Here is a 17190-nt window from a genome sequence, read left to right as displayed (position 1 = left end):
CGCACGCCACTGGAAGTCCTGAACGAGCACAGGCAACTCGGACTGGCGGCGTAAACGACCGAAGCGAACGTGTCCGGAAAATGCAGGGCCCCTCAAACGTCGGAACTTGAAATCCTGACCGAACGCCTCGTCGGCCGCGACCCAGCCCACCGGCATCCCCGCGGCCAAGGCCCGCCCGACCATGACGCGGGCGATCTCCGGTTTGGTCGCGAAGACCCGGTCGGCGGGAATCCCCGCCGCCTCGCACCGATCCCGATCGTCCGTCCACGACTTCGGCAGATAGAGCTCACGGTCGACCAACGCTCGGCCCCGACGAGACGCGTAGGCGGCGAACACACCGATCTGACAATTGTCGATCTTCCCGGACGTGCCGGTGTACTGCCTTCCGACGCCGGCCGACGTGACGCCCTTCTTGACGAAACCCGTGTCGTCGACGATCAGAACCCCGTCCGGCTCGCCGAGCCGTTCCGCGACGAACTCCCGCACATCGTCCCGAAGTTCGTCCGGATCCCATGACGTGGACGCCAACAACCGTTGGATCCCGTCGGGTGTCGTGTGACCCGCGTACTCGGCGAGCTGCCACCCGTTCTTGCGACCGACCGGCCCCAACAGGCCACGCACGTAGTCCCGCATCCGCTGCCGCGGCTCCCGCCGACCGAACCGGTGTCCCACTCGCGAGAGCAACGACTCCAACTCGGCCGACCACGGCTCCACGACCTCGATCCCCGTCATGACCGAACCAACGCGAGACACGCGACCACGTCACGGCACACGGTCCGGAAAACGCAATCCACTCCGAAGGGTAAGCCGAGAACGAGTACAATCGAGAGGCAAATCAAGGCTCTGACCTGCACAGATACCGAAGTGCTGCTGGAGTACTAGTACTGCAACCGCACTTGATCTGATGATGAGCATCCCGTGCAGCACCTGACCCTGAACAACGGCGTGACCATGCCCGCCCTCGGCTTCGGCGTCTTCCAGACACCCCCCGACGTCACCGAACAGGCCGTCACCTCCGCGCTGGAGACCGGCTACCGGCTCATCGACACCGCCGCCGCCTACGCCAACGAACGCGAGGTCGGCAACGCCATCCGCAACTCCGGCCTGCCACGCGACGAGGTCTTCATCGAGACCAAGGTCTGGATCAGCGACTACGGCTACGACCGGACCCTGCACGCCTTCGACAAGAGCGCCGGCAAGCTCGGCGTCGAGCAGATCGACCTGTTCATCCTGCACCAGGCCCTGCCCAGCCGCTTCGACCTCACCCAGGACGCCTACCGCGCACTGGAGACCCTGCTCGCTGACGGCCGGGTGCGCGCCATCGGCGTCAGCAACTTCATGCCCGACCACCTCGACCAGCTCCTCAAGCAGGCGTCCGTGGTCCCGGCCGTCAACCAGGTGGAGGTCCACCCCTACTTCACTCAGCCTGCGGTCCAGGCCGCCGACACCGCCCACGGCATCCTCACCCAGGCGTGGTCCCCCATCGGCGGCATCACCAGCTACCGCGGCACCGGCACCGGCACCTTCGACGACCCCGCCATCACCGCCATCGCCACCGCCCACGGCAAGACCCCCGCCCAGGTCATGCTCCGCTGGCACCTCCAGCAGGGCCGCAACGCCATCCCCAAGTCCGTCCGCTCCCAGCGCATCGCCGAGAACTTCGACGTCTTCGACTTCCAGCTCACCCCCGCCGAACTCGAAGCCCTCGACACCCTCGACACCGGCACCCGCGGCGGCCCCGAACCTACCGCCGTCACTCTGGACGCCTTCGGCCGCGACATCCCCGAAGCCTGACCCATCCAGGAGCTCCGCACGCGCAAAAGCAGGGGATTCACCTCGTACGTCTGTGCGCTCCCTGCCCACTCGGCAGGGAGCCCACGTTGTCCGAAGCCATGGTCCGTTCGAATTCTTCTCGTGAGATCGACTGCTGCTCAAACTCGTGAATAACTGCTGTCGGTTCTCGGGTTCTGGCTCAGGTTCTGTGGTTAGTGACTTTCCGTCAGCTCGAGAGCGGCACGTGGCGCGGTCAGCACTGGTCTTCGACGTAGAGCATGCGGCGATTGGGCTCGGCTCGGAACTCGTGTGCCAAGTAGCGGCCCATCGTCCCCACTCCGCCCGGGCCTTGGTACTCGCCTTTGATCCGACCCCAGAGTGCGGGGCGTTCGGCCTCCGGCAAGTTCCGGGGACTGATTCCACCCATGTCCCCCATATAACGAGCGTGGCCCGGTCCTTGACGAGCCGACGGATGACGTGCACGTCCAGGCGCTTGCGGTGGAGCACCCAGTGGATCCCTTGCTCGTCGACGAGTGTGACCGGGCCGTTCAGGCTGCCGGGGCTTGCGGAGAATCGCTGCATGAACCGAGTCTTCCAGCGATCCATGGGATCCAGGGAACGAGTTGTGAGCCCGAGGTTGCCCCGGAACTCCGTTTGCGATCAGGCCGGCAGGACCCGCTTTCCGAGCAGTGCGAATCCCGCGCGGCCGAACATCTGGCGTTTGAGCATCTTGATGCGATTGACGTGTCCTTCGACGACGCCGGAGTTCCAGGGCAGGGTCAGCCCGGCGATGACCGCGTCGCGGTCACGATTGATGCCTGCGGCCAGGGTGTGGAGGGCGGGAAGGTCGTCGCGGCGGACTGCGTCGAGCCAGTCCGGGAGTTCTTCGCCTCGGCGTTCGGTGAGCATTCGCGCGAAGACGTGGACGTGGCCGGTGAGGGCGTCGAGTTCCGGGCAGTTGGCCGGAACGGCTTTCAGTCGGAGGTGTTCGGTCTCGTCGAGGGAGTCGGGGTGGCGGAGGATCCATCCGGCAACCTTGCGAGGGGACGGCGGAGTCGAGGTCGCAGCCGGCGAGTCCGGCGAGAGACGCTTGGTGCGAAAGTATGCGCGGACGCGCTGGTAGCTGCCTCGGTAGCCGAGTGGCACGATCTCTTCCCACAGCCTCCACGCGTTGGTGCATCCCTGGTTCCAACGGTCGTCCAGGTAGGGCTTGTAGGCGTCGAGCCCGGACGGTCGGCCCTGCCACTGTCCCCGGAAGAGGTCTTCCGGGACGGCCGCGTCGGCGAGGAGCCTCACGGTGCGACTGGTCATCCGCAGTTGTCTCTCGATCGCGCGGCGGCTGTTGCCGGTGGCCAACAGCGCGTGCACCTTGGCGTGGTTGGCCCGGGTCCGGTCGGCGAACCGGTGGCCGGTGGGCCACGGCGAGCCCGACGGATCGGCTTCGGCCCGCTCCGGTTCCGGACCGGTGTGGGGCACGTCCGGGACCAGGACACGAAGGCATCCGCGGTGGTCCGCGACGCTTCGTTCCGCGGCTTGGCCGAGGTTGTGCCAGAGGTGACGACCGGCTCGGGCAGGGCATCGACGAACCGCAGGACCGTACTGCGACTCACCGAAACCCCGAAGACACCCGCCAGACGGGACCCGGCCCGCCCGGCGAGCACGAGACCGACCTCGGCCAACACCTTCTGCAGACGTTCGGTCCGTTGACCGTGACGACGAGTCAACATCGGTATCTGCTCGACGAACGTCTTTCGCGCGCACGACTCGTCGCGGCAGACGAACCGGCGAACGCGTAAGCGCACCACCAACTGCCGTCCTCCGCTTGGCAGATCCGTGGGAAACCGCAGGTAGGAACCGTGAACACGGTTCGACCAGGTTCCACATACAGGGCACGAGGCACCGGTCGTCGTGCACCGGGCCTCGACTTGCACGGCTTCGTCGTCCGCGTCGATCGACAACACCGCGACGTTCACGATCGAGGGAAACAGCAGCTCCGCCGGTCGGAGCAAGATCTCATCCACAACACCGAACTGTCAGCCGTACCAACCCGGCCACAGGCCATTCTCGGGCAACTTCCCCAGGCACGGACGACCCACGGTCGTGACTCAGCGTGCGCGGTCCACAGAACCTGAGCCAGAACCGGTTCTCGTGAGCAGAGCCGGCGGTTGGCGTCCCGGGTTGGTCGCGCCGGATCCCGGGTGCCTCGTACGGTGTCGGCGAGGAGCTGGGGTCAGGAACGCGTCGCGCACGCAAGGCGGACATCCAGGACCGGGCGCGCGCAGGAGTCGCGGGACCACCCCGACCTCGCCGACCTCGACGCGCCCCAATCGCATCCGGCACCGATCCTGCCCCGGTCCCCGTCTGGCCGCACCGGCCTCGCCGTGGGCGAGGCCGGCAGCCGGCGCGCCCCGCTTCCACCCCCGGCGGCGTGGGGGAGCGTAGGCGTTCAGGCGTTTCCGAGGATGTCGACGGTTCTCGTGTCGAGTTCGATCATCAGGTCGTCCATGCGGGCCTTTGCTCGGTGGACAGTGCGAGTTCCCCGCCTCGGGCGAGGGCCTTCAGTGTCGCGGCGGCGAAGCCTCGGGCGACGGCGCACAGGGCGTGGTGCATCGCTTGCTCGTCGGCGTCGGATAGGGGCGCCCGGCGGGCGGTCGTCGCGCGCGCGGAACGGGTCGCACCGCGGGGCTCCGCGCCCCCGTCACGAGTACGGGAGCCTCGGAGGCATCCCCGCTCGCTCCCGCCCGCCGTCGAACGACACGGCACCTCGCGTCGCGCAGTGGCTGGGGCCCATGCAAGCGGGGTGACTCTCCACCTCCGCCGGCGTCATTCGACAGGACGAAACTGGAGCGAAGCGCCCGCGACTTGGGGTTTTTCATGATCTGGCCGAAGTGCATACCTTCGCGGCCGGTGAAAGGATCTTCCGCGCCGCGGGCAGGATCGTCGAATCCTCGATGGATACCCTCGTTGACATTCCCTCCGGGCGCCGGCAGAGTCCAATACAGGGAATCGTTCAAGATCGCCTGAAGGATATGCGGACCCCGGTCGGTCAGGCCGGATCGACAATGCGGACGGTCGTCGAAGCGCGTTGTGTCGCAATGGAGCCGATCGTGAAGTTGATATTGCGCGACCCTGAATCAACCTGCCCGGATATCACTCAGTGATCTTTTTCCGGGGGTACCAGTGAACCTTACCGAAGATCAGCTTGCCCGGTACGACAGTGACGGGTTCGTCTTCCTGGGGAATCGCTTCTCGCCCGACGAGATCGAGATCCTGTGCGCGGCGCTCACCCAGGACTGCTCCGCCGGCGGGCCCTGCGTCGTACACGAAGCGGACGGCCGTACGCTGCGCGCCCTGTACGCCCCCCACCTGCGGCATCCAGTCTTCCGGAGGCTCGTGTGCCTCGATCGCCTGCTCCTGCCGGCCCGTCGGCTGGCGGGCGAGGCGCTCTACCTGCACCAGCTGAAGGTCAACGTGAAACAGGCGTTCGGCGGGGAGAGCTGGTCCTGGCACCAGGACTTCATCGTGTGGCGGGACGTGGACGACATGCCCCGTCCTCGGGCGATCAATATCGCTCTGTTCCTCGACGACATGACCGAGTTCAACGGCCCCGTGGTCTTTTTGCGCGGATCACATCGCCTGGGCACCCTGGAGATCGGGCCGGACGACGAAACGTCCGGACGAACAGCGCGCGACCACGTCGATCCGAACGACTACTCGGTGCCGCCCCGTTACCTGAAGAATCTCGTCGAGAAACACGAGATGGTGAGCGCCAAGGGGAATGCGGGGTCGCTCGTCCTCTTTCATCCGGAGACCGTGCACGGATCGGCGCCGAATATCTCCCCGTTTTCCCGAAGGCTCCTTATCGCCACCTACAATCCAATCGACAACGCGCCGCAGCGGCGGCGTAACCCCAGGCCGGAGCACCTGGTGGGCCGCCCGGCCGCCACCCCGCTGGCAGTCCTGACAGGCCCGGTGCGGGCCGGCTGACTGCGTCCGCCGGCCATCGGTCGGTTCCGTGCACAGCCGTACGGCCCGCGCACCTCCGATCCGGCTCAGGTGAATGGAGTCCCCCTCGTGGTCCCTGTATCGCGCGCGCCCCACGAAAGCGGGAGATCCACGCTGGCCCGGTTGTTCGAGGCTCGGGTGGCGGCGGGGCCGTCGGCGGTCGCGGTGGCGGGCCCGTCGGGGGAGTCGACCTACGCGGAGCTGAACGCTCGAGCGAATCGCCTGGCGAGGATGCTGGTTTCGCGCGGGGCGGGGCCGGAGAGCATCGTGGCCGTCGCCCTGACCCATTCGCCACAGTGGGTGGTCGCCGCACTGGCGGTGGTCAAGGCGGGGGCGGCGTATCTGCCGCTGGATCCGGAATACCCGGCGGAGCGGATCGCGTTCATGCTCGGCGACTCGAACGCGGCCGTGCTGGTGACGTCTTCCGCGGTGCGCGAGCGCATGCCCGGCGCCGACGGTGTGCAGTGCCTGCTGCTGGACGATCCGACCATGATCCGTGAGCAGGACGGGTACTCGGACGCGGACCTGGACGATCGCGAGCGGCGGGCGCCGTCGTCGGTGGACCACCCCGCCTACGTGATCTACACCTCCGGCTCCACCGGCCGGCCCAAAGGCGTCGTCGTCACCCACGCCGACGTCGCCGCCCTGGCCCGGGACAGCCGGTACGCCACTCCCGGGCGCGGCAGAATGAGCGCCCACTCGCCGTTGGCCGCCGACGCGTCCACACACGAGCTGTGGGTTCCCCTCCTCAACGCCGGCACCGTCGTCGTCGCCCCACCGTGGTTGGCGGCGGAGGAACTGGAGAGTCTGGTCGCCGCACACGACATCTCCCTGGTGCTGGTCACGGCGCCGTTGTTCAACCTGATGGCGGAACAGCGACCCGAGGCGTTCCGCGGCCTGCGGGAAGTCCTGATCGGCGCGGACGTCTGCTCTCGATCCGCGCTGGAACGGGTCAGGCGGGCATGTCCCGGCATCACCCTCGCCAACGTCTACGGGCCGACCGAGGCAACCGTCATCGCCACGCACTTCCGGGTGCCCGAACACGCGCCGGTACCGGACAACGTACCGATCGGCCGCGCCCTGGACGCGATGGCCGTCCACGTGCTGGACCGGGCTCTGCGACCCGTCCCGACCGGCGCCGCCGGAGAGCTCTACATCGCGGGCGTCGGCGTCGCCCGCGGCTACCTGAACCGTCCCGGCCTGACCGCGACCCGGTTCGTGCCCTGCCCCTTCGGGGCACCCGGTGCGCGGATGTTCCGCACCGGCGACCTGGCGCGGCTGAACACCGCCGGCGAGCTGGAGTTCCTCGGCCGGGCCGACGAACAGGTCAAGGTCGGCGGCTTCCGGGTCGAACCCGGTGAGGTGGAAGCGGCGATCCTTCGCTGCCCCGACGTCTCCCAGGCCGTCGTGGTCGCCCACGGCCAATCGTCGGACGACAGAAGGCTGATCGGTTACGTCACGCCGATGACGGGCGCCGACGTCGACGTCGCGACCTTGCGCCGTGACCTCGCGGACGCCCTGCCCGAGCACATGGTGCCCTCGGCGCTGGTGCGGCTCGAGTTCCTCCCGCTGGACCCGATCGGCAAGATCGACCGCAAGGAACTCGCCGGCCGAGTCCTGCGACGCGACACCGAACAGCGCCTCGCCGAACCCCGCGACGACCTGCAACGGCGGATCGCCGACGTCTGGGCGCAGGTCCTGGGCGTGGAACGGGTGGGCGTGGACGACGACTTCTTCGACTCCGGCGGCACCTCGCTGCCGGCGATGCGGCTCCTCTACCGGCTGCGCACCCTGCTGGGGATCGACCTCGCGGTACGGACGATCTTCGAGTCGACGTCGGTGGCCGCGCTCGCCGACGCCGTGCGACGCTCCGCCGCCGGCCCGCCCTCCTCATTGCGTCCGGCTCTGGCGGCCGGGCCCAGGCCCGCCGTACTGCCGCTGTCCGCAGGGCAGTTCGGAATGTGGCAGGTCGAGCGGGCGGGCCGGGCCGGCACCGGCTGTCACGTCCCGCTTCGGGTGAACCTGCGCGGCGACATCGACCCGCGGGCACTGCAGGACGCGCTCGCCGACGTCGTCGCCCGGCACGAGAGCCTGCGCACGGTCTTCCCCGTGATCGGGGGTACGCCGCGCCAGACCGTCCTGCCCGCCGACACCGTGCGCTGCGACCTGCGCGTGCACGTGGTGCCGGCCGACGAGGTCGACGCCCGGGTCCGGGATCGGATCGCCCCGACTTTCGATCTGGCCGCAGACCTGCCGATCCGGGCCGACCTCTTCCGGATCGGGCCGCAGGAGTCGGTACTGCTGCTGGTGGTGCATCACATCGCCTGCGACGGGTGGTCCGTGGCCCCGCTCTTTCGCGACCTCGCCACCGCCTACCGGGCCCGCCGCGCCGGGCAGCCGCCGGCCTGGGCCCCGCTCCCGGTCCACTACGTCGACTACACCCTGTGGAAGGCGCACGCCTCGGCCGGCGAGGACGACCCGGACAGCCCCGCCGCACGCCGACTCGCCTACTGGAGGGACACCCTCCGGGGGCTCCCCGCCGAACCCGGCCTGCCGACCGACCACCCGCGCCCCGCCCTTCCCGACGGACGAGGCGCAACCGTCCACGTCACCTGGCCGGCGCGACTGCACCGCAGACTGATCACGCTCGGCCGCACGTCCGGGGCCGGTTTGTTCACCGTCCTGCACGCCGGCCTCGCCACGCTGCTGGCCGGCGAAGGCGCCGGGGCCGACATCGTGCTGGGCACGGTGACCGCCGGCCGGGACGATCCGGCCCTGGACGATCTGGTCGGCCTCGTGGTGAACACCCTGGTGCTGCGCACGGACCTGTCCGGCGACCCCACCTTCGCCGAAGTCGTGCGCCGGGTACGCGAAACGGGGTTCGAGGCCTTCGAGCACCAGGACACCCCGTTCGAACGCGTGGTCGACGCGATCGAACGGCCCCGGGTCGCCGGGCGCAACCCGCTGTTCCGGATCGCCCTCGCGCTGCAGAACGCCCCGTGGCCCACGGTCCGGTTCACGGACGAACCGGCCCGCGTCACGCCCTTGCCCCACGGGTCGGCCACGTTCGATCTGCTCTTCGAGTTCTGGGAGGACCACGACGCCCGAGGTCGTGCGAACGGCATTCGCTGCGTCGTGGAGTACAGCACCGAGCTGTACGAACAGGCCACCGTGGAGCGCCTGATCGAAAAGCTGGAACGACTGCTGACGGCCGCCGAGGCAGAACCCCGGCAGTCGATCGCCCGACTCGGCACGGCAGGCGCGCGACACCACGGCGAGCGTGCGGCGTCGCGCGCCGACACCGGCGAACACCCGCCACCGACGTTCCCGCGGTTGTTCGAGGCTCGGGTGGCGGCGGGGCCGTCGGCGGTCGCGGTGGCGGGTCCGTCGGGGGAGTCGACCTACGCGGAGCTGAACGGCCGGGCGAATCGCCTGGCGAGGACGCTCCTCGCGCGCGGGGTCGGGCCGGAGGACATCGTGGCCGTCGCCCTGCCGCGCTCGCCGCAGTGGGTGGTCGCGGTGCTGGCGGTGCTGAAGGCGGGGGCGGCGTATCTGCCGCTGGATCCGGAATACCCGGCGAAGCGGATCGCGTTCATGCTCGGCGACTCGAACGCGGCCGTGCTGGTGACGTCTTCCGCGGTGCGCGAGCGCATGCCCGGCGCCGACGGTGTGCATTGCCTGCTGCTCGACGACCCGGCCACCGTCCGCGAGCAGGAGGGACTTCCGGACGCGGACCTGGACGATCGCGAGCGGCGGGCGCCGTCGTCGGTGGACCACCCCGCCTACGTGATCTACACCTCCGGCTCCACCGGCCGGCCCAAAGGCGTCGTCGTCACCCACGCCGGCGTCGCCGCCCTCGCGGCCACCCAGCGGGAGCGGCTCGACGCCGGACCCGGCCGCCGAGTGCTCCAGTTCGCCTCGCCCAGTTTCGACGCCTCCTTCTGGGAACTGTGCATGGCGCTCCTGTCCGGCGCGGCCCTGGTCGTCGCCCCCGCCGACCGGCTGCTGCCCGGCCCCGCCCTGGCGGAACTGGTCCGCGGGCAGCGGATCACCCACCTGACACTGCCGCCGTCCGCCCTGGCCGCCCTCCCCGCAGGCGGTCTGCCCGCAGGCATCAACCTCACGGTCGCCGGCGAGGCCTGCACCGCACGCCTGACCGCCGCCTGGGCCCACGACCACCGCATGATCAACGCCTACGGGCCCACCGAGACCACCGTGTGCGCCACCACCAGCGGCCCCCTGACCGCCGGCGAGGCGGCGCCCATCGGCAGCCCCGTGCACCACGCGCGCTGCTTCCTGCTGGACGACTCGCTCCGGCCGGTCCGCGACGGCGCCATCGGAGAGCTCTACGTCGCGGGCCCGCTGCTGGCCCGGGGATACCTGAACCGGCCCGCACTCACCGCGCAACGATTCGTGCCCTGCCCCTTCGGCCCGACCGGAACGCGGATGTACCGCACCGGCGACCTGGCCCGCCGGGACGCGGAAGGCCGCCTGCACTTCGCCGGCCGCGCCGACGACCAGATCAAGATCCGCGGGTATCGCGTCGAACCCGGCGAAGTGGAGACGGCACTCGCCGGGCACCCCGACGTCGCCCGCGCGATCGTCGTCGCCCACGGACACCGCGCCGACACCCGCCTGGTGGGCTACCTGCTCGCCGCCGGGAACACCGTCCTCGACCGCGCCGCCGTGCGCGGGCACGCCCGCGCGGTCCTGCCCCCACACCTGGTCCCCGACCTGCTGATCCAACTCGAAACCCTGCCCCACCACCCGAACGGCAAGGTCGACCGCCGGGCGCTCGCCGACCGCCCGCTGCGACACGGCGTCCGAACCCCGTTCGGCGGCCCCGGCGACACCCTCGAACGGCGACTCACCGAACTCTGCGCCCGAGTCCTCGGCGTGGACCACGTCGGCGTCCACGACGACTTCTTCGAGATCGGCGGCACCTCCCTGCTCACGGCAACCCTCGTCGCCGGGATCGTCCGCGAGTTCGCCCTGACCACGCGACACAGCACTCGGCTGCTGCAGGCACTGCTCCGGGAACCCACCGTCGCGGCGATGGCCCGCGAACTGCGCGAGATCTCCCTGGAGGAAGGACCGGGCCACCGGCCACCCGCCCAGGCACACCGGGTGCTTCCGGACTTCGCCGCCGAGGTGCTTCTCGACCCGGACATCACCTTCCCCGGCGACCGCGACCCCCGCGCGCATCGCCCGCGGGAGATATTGCTCACCGGCGCCACCGGATTCATGGGCAGCCACATCCTCAAGGAACTCCTCGTGCGAACCGGGGCACGGATCCACTGCCTGGTCCGGGCCGCCGACGACACCCGGGCCCGCGACCGGATCCGAGCCGCGCTGGACCGCTACGAGATCCCCGTGTCGGCACACGAAACGTCCCGCATCGTCGGCATCCGCGGCGACCTCGGTGCGCCCGACCTCGGTCTCGACCCGGCCCGCTACGAGCAACTGGCCACGACCGTGGACACGATCCATCACAACGGCGCCCGGGTGAACTTCCTCTACCCCTATGCCGCGCTCAAGCCCGTGAACGTCGACGGAACCCGCGAGATCATCCGCCTCGCCGCGCGGGGCCGCGGCAAAGCAGTGCACTACATCTCGTCCCAGGCCGTGTTCTCCTCCCTGGGCCCCTTCGGAGTGCGCCGCGTCGACGAGGACGACGTGCCGGCCCATCCCGATCACCTGTTCATGGGATACCCCGAGACGAAATGGGTCTCCGAGGCGCTCCTGCGCGAGGCCGGAAACCGCGGCATGCCGCTGAGCATCTACCGCCCGCACGACGTGACCGGCCACTCCCGCACGGGAGCCTGGAACACCAACGGCTTCCTGTGCTCCCTCCTCAAGACCTTCGTCGACCTGGGACACGCGCCCGACTGCCGCCTCCCGCTGGACTTCACCCCGGTCGACGTGGTCGCCGAGTCCATCGTCCGCCTGTCGCTCCACCGCCCGGCCGCCGGCGAAGCCTTCCACCTCAACAATCCCCACCATCAACTCCTGGAGGAATTCGTCCACCGGATCAACACGGCCGGATTCCTCGTGGGGACGCTGCCCATCCCCGAATGGGGCGAACGGCTCGAAAGCTACGGAAAACGCCATCCCGACGCCCCCATCGCCCCCTTCGTGCCCGTGCTCACCGACCTGTGGACACCCCGGCGCATCAGCATCCTGGAGCTCTACCTGGAAGATTGCATGCCCGTGCTCGGCTGCGGCCGGACCTGGCGCCACGTCGGATCCGCCGGGGGACCGACCTGCCCGCCCGTGGCCGAACTCCTCCCGTACTACGTCGGCCATCTCACGAAAACCGGCTTCTTCACCCGCCGCCACCACTCCTGAACGGAGACCGGCGATGAACACCGACCAATTCGCGGCCCTGGGGCACGCATACGAACAGTCCCGGGAACTGCCGTTCCGTCGTTTCCTCGAAACGCCCGGCCTGCTCCACACGTTGGGCGACCCGACCGCACTGACCATCCTCGACATCGGCTGCGGAACCGGCGCGTACGCGCGGCTGTTCAAACGGCTCGGCGCGCACCGCGTCGTCGGACTGGACGCCTCGCCCGGCATGCTCCAGACGGCGAGAGCACACGAGCACGCCGAGCCCCTGGGCATCGAATACGTACTCGGCGATGTCGCCGAAGCCGCCAAGCTCGGCGAATTCGACCTGGTCACCGCCACATACGTACTGGGCTACACGCCATCGCGAGAGCTCCTGCGGGCCGCCGGCCGGGCCATCCACTGCGCCGTTCGGCCCGGCGGGCGCTTCCTCACCTACACCCTCAACCCGGACCTGTCCACCGACCCCGAGTGGTACACCGAGTACGGCTTCACCCTCCACGGTCGGGCGCGACCGGTCGACGGGGACGTCGTGGAGATGCGGGCGCACTCGGTCGGTCCGCCCTTCACCGTGACCTCCTACTACTGGAGCCGCCGCACATACGAGGAAGCGCTGAGCCGAGCCGGCTTCACGGACCTGTCCTGGCACTCCCCGGCACCCACGAACGAGGGGATCGAGGAATGCGGAGAGGAATTCTGGCACCGATACGTCACGCGCCCGCACGCGGTCCTCCTGCAGGGCCGAAAGAGCGGCCACCGGGAGGAACCATGCGCCTGAGCGTCACCCTGTCGGGCTTCGAACCGGCCGCGGACACCGACTCCCTCGTGCAGGAGGCGGCGAAAAACGGACTCCACGGAGTCTGGTGCGCCGAACACATCGGATTCGCCGACGGCATCACCCAAGCCGCCCGCTGCCTGACGAGCACCCCGAACCTGACCGTCGGCGTGGTGGGCCTCACGCCCTACTCCCGCCACCCCGGAATCACCGCGATGCACCTGTCCACCCTCGACCAACTCGCCCCCGGACGCCTGCGCGTCGCCGTCGCCACCGGCGTCCCGGACCTCCTGGCGAGCATCGGACTCCGCGCCCGACAGCCCCTCGCCTCGATCGGCGCCTTCACCACCACACTCCGCGCCGCCCTCGCCGGCGAGACCGTCACCGGCGACCATCCCGGCTGGTCGTTCGACGAGTTCTCGCTCAAGACACCCGGAATGCCCCACCCACCCCCCATCGACATCTGCGCGATCCAACCCAGGATGCTCGAACTCGCCGCCCGACTGGGCGACGGAGTCTCCCTGAGCGCGGGCGCCTCCCGGCGCTACCTGACCCAAACCGTGCGCCGCCTCGAATCGCACCTGCGCACACTCGGGCGCCCGCGACACAGCTTCCACATCTGCGCGATCGTCGCCGTGAGCATCGCCGACGACCTCACCACGGCCCACGAACGGATCCTTCCCTACCTGAGCACGCTGCCCCCCGACATCGCCCGGGCACTGAGCGCGGGCGTCATCGCCCCCGACCGGTGGGACCGACTCGCCGAGCCCGACCCGGAAACCGGCCGTCGGCTCGCCGAGCACGCCTTCCTCGGCACACCCCACGACATCCCCCGACTCGTCCACGACTACGCGCAAACCGGCATCGACGAACTCGCACTGTGCTGGCTCAGCCCTCAACAGGGCCAGGACCGGGTGATCCACGACGCGGCCCGAGCACTCGCGGAGCACTGACCAAACCCGGAACACCCCCACGCGCCCCTCGACGGGCCCGGTACCGAAAGGACCCGCATGACCCAGACACCCGACGACACAGCCGACCTCAACGCCCCGACCCCCGAACAGGTCGGCGCCATGTGGGACCGGTCCGGCGACCTGCTCTCGATGGCACTCGGCGACAGCGCCGTGCACATCGGCATGTTCGTCCCGCTCGACGCAAACCCGCCGGTCACCACCCTGCTGGGCCTCGCCGACCTCGCCCAGGACCGGCAGACCGAGTTCCTGATCGACAACATCGCCCTGACCCCGAACGACCACCTCCTCGACATCGGATGCGGCACCGGCGGCCCCGCCATCCGCCTGGCCCGGCGCACCGGCGCCCGGGTCACCGGAATCAACGTCAGCAAAAGCCAACTCGCCCGCTGCGACGAGCGACTGGCCGACTCCGGCCTCGCGGACCGCGTCGAGTTCACCTACGGCAACGTGATGGAACTCGACCACCCGGACGCCTCCTACGACGCCGCCTGGTCCATCGACTGCTTCCCCCACCTGTGCGACCGCCCCGCAGGACTGCGCGAGACCCTGCGCGTACTGCGCCCCGGCGGACGCTTCCTGCTCACCGAGTTCGCCCTGCGCGGCACGCCCGACCACAGCGCACTGGACTCCTTCGCCCGACTGTGGACCAGCCCGCCACCCACGCCCTTCCCGACACTGCTCGGCCAGATCCAGGAAGCAGGCTTTCGGATCGCGCGCGTACAGAACATGACCCCCAACATCGCGGTACTCGGCGAGATGCTCCACGTCCTGTTCAGGGACCGGCGAGACGAGATCGAGCAACGCCACGGCAGCGAGGCGGTCGCCTACGCCGATCCACTGGTGGAGCACTTCCGCACGTTCAGCCGCGAGCATCTGGACTACTACCTGCTGTTGCTCGTCAAGCCCGAGGGCTGACCGCCGCGCCGGCGCCGCGGTCCCGCGCAACCCCGCCCAAGGTCCGGCAGGCCGTGGTGCACGCCGCTCGACAGACCACCTCACGACAGGAGTCGGGCATGGAACTGCCCACCGTGCATCCCCGTTTCCCGCTCACCGGCCCCGCCGAATCGGATCGGGACCTGGTCGGGGAACGGTTCCGCAGCCAGGGCGGTGTCGTCCGCGCCCGGCTCGCCGACGGGACCACGATCTGGGTGGCGCTCAGCTATCGGCTGGCCCGTCAGGTGATGACGGACCCCGTCTTCAGCCGAGCGGCGGCGACCCGGCCGGACTCCCCCCGCTCCGCCGAGGGACTCGCTCTGCCCGCCATGCTGAGCAGCCTGGACGGTGAGGAACACGTTCGCACCCAACGACTGATCATGCGGGCGTTCACCCCCAAGACGGTCGAGGGGATGCGCCCGTGGATCACGGACGTGGTGCACGACCTCCTCGACACCATCGCCGGCCTCCCGCAACCGGTCGACCTGGTCACGATGTTCACCGCGCCCCTGCCGGCCCGGGTGATGTGCCGGCTGTTCGGCGTCCCGTACCAGGACCAGGAACGCTTCGGCCGATGGTCCGAGATGCTGGACTCCACCGAGAACCCCGACGAGGTCATCGAGGCGTTCGGCCTCTTCCACGCCTACATGCGTGAACTGATCGTCCGAAAGCGGGCGCGGCCGGGCCCCGACCTGACCAGCGAACTGACCAGACTCGCCGAGGAGACGGGCGAGTTGACCCCGGACGAGGTGGCCAACAACCTGGTGATGGTGCTCGGGGCCGGCATCGACACCACCGTCCAACAACTCGCCAACTCGCTCATCACCCTGCTGACCGAACGCGATCAATACGAACTGCTCTGCCGCCGACCCGAGTTGGTCGACAACGCGGTGGAGGAACTGCTGCGCTGCCTGATCCTGATCCCCACCGGCACCATGATGCGCGTCGCGACCCGGGACACCGAACTCGGCGGCTGGACCGTGCGGGCCGGCGAGGGCGTGGTCGCGCTCCAGCACGTGGCCAACCGCGACCCGGACGCCTTCACCGCCCCCGACCGACTGGACCTGCAACGCCCCGACGCCGGCCGCCACCTCTCCTTCGGCATCGGGCGCCACTTCTGCGTGGGCGCCCAACTCGCCCGCACGGAGATGCGGATAGCCCTCCGCGAGCTGACCCGACGCTTCCCCGCGGCGCGACTGGCCGTCCCGGCGGAAGAACTGCGCTGGCGCGACGGCAGCCTGATGCGCGGACCGGTGACCCTGCCGGTGACGCTGACCTGACCCGACCTGACCTCGCCGATGACGAGATCGTCGACCGGGCGGTCGCCATCCAAGCCCCGACCGCCCGCGAACCACGGTTGCCGACGTGCCACACCCGCGCCGCCGTCGGACTCCGCGTCGCCGCCGTCGTCTTCGCCGGTCACGACATCCGCCTCGTGCACCGCCGCCGCGCCAAGGGCGACCGCTACAGCGTCCAGGGCGGGAACGTCGACCCCCACGAAGACCTCGACCGAGCCCTCGCCCGGGAACTCGAGGAAGAACTCGCCCTCGACCTCGACGACGCCGTCGAACCACCCGAACCGTGCCGGATCCAGGACCGGTTGCCCACCCGCCCCACCGCACACGTACGCAAACTCCACCCGATCCACCGCGTCGGCATCCCCACCCGCCTCCGCGCCCGACTTGCCACTGTCGACGCCGTCGACACCGAACGACCCCACCCGATGTGGATTGTTCCGCCCCGGCTGCTTTGAAGGATCTTGTCGATCGATCATGTGTTGATCATTGCGTTTGCGGGATCCGGGATTTTGGATCTTGGGTGTGTGGCCTGGGTTTTGCTTTGCTGTCTTGTTCGACGTTGTCTGGCTTGTGGCTTGTGGCTTGGCAGGATCTGGGACGGGTGTTCGGTTCCGTTGGGAAAACCCGTGACGGAGGATGGGGTTGCCTCGAGGATGCCGATCTTGATGTGATGCGGCGATCACCTGTGGTCGGCCCTTCTCGTGTCGGCTGTTGGTGTGCTTGTGCTCGGGCTGCCGCCGGTTCGGCCGATTCGGCCCGGGGGGCGGGGCCGGTTCGGTCCATGGTGGATGGTTTGCCGTCGGGGGTCGTGGTCTTCGGGTCGGTACCCGGGCCTGTGGGGAGTCGGGAGCCGCCGCTGGGGGCGGGGGGTGGCGAGCAGGTCCAGGACGCGGCTGTCGTGCGCGGGTGGGGCGTGGAGCACGCGGACCAGGAAGTGGTAGGAGTCGGAGAGGAGCATCTCGTCCGGCTGCTCCCCGGCAGCCAGGAACTGAGGGGCCCTGCATTTTCCGGACACGTTCGCTTCGGTCGTTTACGCCGCCAGTCCGAGTTGCCTGTGCTCGTTCAGGACTTCCAGTGGCGTGCG

Annotated in this window: 12 protein-coding genes; 9 read left to right on the top strand and 3 right to left on the bottom strand. The window is 69.6% G+C overall.

Annotated elements, in window-relative coordinates; translation table 11 throughout:
* Window positions 1-732, bottom strand: a 732-nt coding sequence (locus tag ABIA38_RS44815) for an IS701 family transposase (RefSeq protein WP_424644825.1), incomplete at its 3' end; no start/stop codon positions are given.
* A gap of 186 nt (window positions 733-918) precedes the next feature.
* Between ABIA38_RS44815 and ABIA38_RS44810 the strand changes: the two genes are divergently transcribed.
* On the top strand, window positions 919-1794 hold the full coding sequence (locus tag ABIA38_RS44810; protein ID WP_424644824.1) for an aldo/keto reductase: 876 nt from the start codon (window positions 919-921) through the stop codon (window positions 1792-1794).
* Window positions 1795-2433: 639 nt separating this feature from the next.
* On the opposite strand, the gene ABIA38_RS44805 is transcribed toward ABIA38_RS44810, so the two are convergent.
* Window positions 2434-3129, bottom strand: coding sequence for a transposase (locus ABIA38_RS44805; protein WP_424644823.1), 696 nt, complete (start codon window positions 3127-3129; stop codon window positions 2434-2436).
* The gene (locus ABIA38_RS44800; RefSeq protein ID WP_424644826.1) at window positions 3081-3704 is read right to left on the bottom strand and encodes a transposase family protein; all 624 of its coding nucleotides are present in this window, start codon (window positions 3702-3704) and stop codon (window positions 3081-3083) included. The genes ABIA38_RS44805 and ABIA38_RS44800 overlap by 49 nt, the downstream gene beginning before the upstream one ends.
* A gap of 957 nt (window positions 3705-4661) precedes the next feature.
* Between ABIA38_RS44800 and ABIA38_RS44795 the strand changes: the two genes are divergently transcribed.
* From ABIA38_RS44795 to ABIA38_RS44760, 8 genes are all read left to right on the top strand, one after another.
* The gene (locus ABIA38_RS44795) at window positions 4662-4934 is read left to right on the top strand and encodes a hypothetical protein (protein WP_424644822.1); all 273 of its coding nucleotides are present in this window, start codon (window positions 4662-4664) and stop codon (window positions 4932-4934) included.
* 19 nt (window positions 4935-4953) lie between these two features.
* The gene (locus tag ABIA38_RS44790) at window positions 4954-5760 is read left to right on the top strand and encodes a phytanoyl-CoA dioxygenase family protein (protein WP_424644821.1); all 807 of its coding nucleotides are present in this window, start codon (window positions 4954-4956) and stop codon (window positions 5758-5760) included.
* A gap of 69 nt (window positions 5761-5829) precedes the next feature.
* Window positions 5830-12126 carry an amino acid adenylation domain-containing protein gene (locus tag ABIA38_RS44785; protein WP_424644820.1) on the top strand — a complete coding sequence of 2099 codons (6297 nt, stop codon included), beginning with the start codon at window positions 5830-5832 and terminating at the stop codon, window positions 12124-12126.
* Window positions 12127-12139: 13 nt separating this feature from the next.
* Window positions 12140-12904 (top strand): class I SAM-dependent methyltransferase, encoded by a 765-nt coding sequence (locus ABIA38_RS44780; protein WP_424644819.1) that lies wholly within the window; start codon window positions 12140-12142, stop codon window positions 12902-12904.
* Entirely contained in the window at window positions 12808-13854 is a 1047-nt protein-coding gene (locus tag ABIA38_RS44775; RefSeq protein WP_424644818.1) for an LLM class flavin-dependent oxidoreductase, read from the top strand. Before ABIA38_RS44780 ends, ABIA38_RS44775 begins: the two co-directional genes overlap by 97 nt.
* 57 nt (window positions 13855-13911) lie before the next feature.
* Window positions 13912-14790, top strand: a complete 879-nt coding sequence (locus tag ABIA38_RS44770) for a methyltransferase domain-containing protein (RefSeq protein WP_424644817.1) — start codon at window positions 13912-13914, stop codon at window positions 14788-14790.
* A gap of 98 nt (window positions 14791-14888) precedes the next feature.
* Window positions 14889-16088, top strand: coding sequence for a cytochrome P450 (locus ABIA38_RS44765; RefSeq protein WP_424644816.1), 1200 nt, complete (start codon window positions 14889-14891; stop codon window positions 16086-16088).
* 77 nt (window positions 16089-16165) lie between these two features.
* Window positions 16166-16561, top strand: a complete 396-nt coding sequence (locus ABIA38_RS44760) for an NUDIX domain-containing protein (protein WP_424644815.1) — start codon at window positions 16166-16168, stop codon at window positions 16559-16561.
* Window positions 16562-17190: the final 629 nt, after the last annotated feature.

The organism is Embleya sp. AB8, from assembly GCF_049739465.1.
Classification (GTDB): Bacteria; Actinomycetota; Actinomycetes; order Streptomycetales; family Streptomycetaceae; genus Embleya.
The sequence above is the reverse complement of the archived record's forward strand: the minus strand, read 5'-3'. Positions and strand labels throughout refer to the sequence as shown.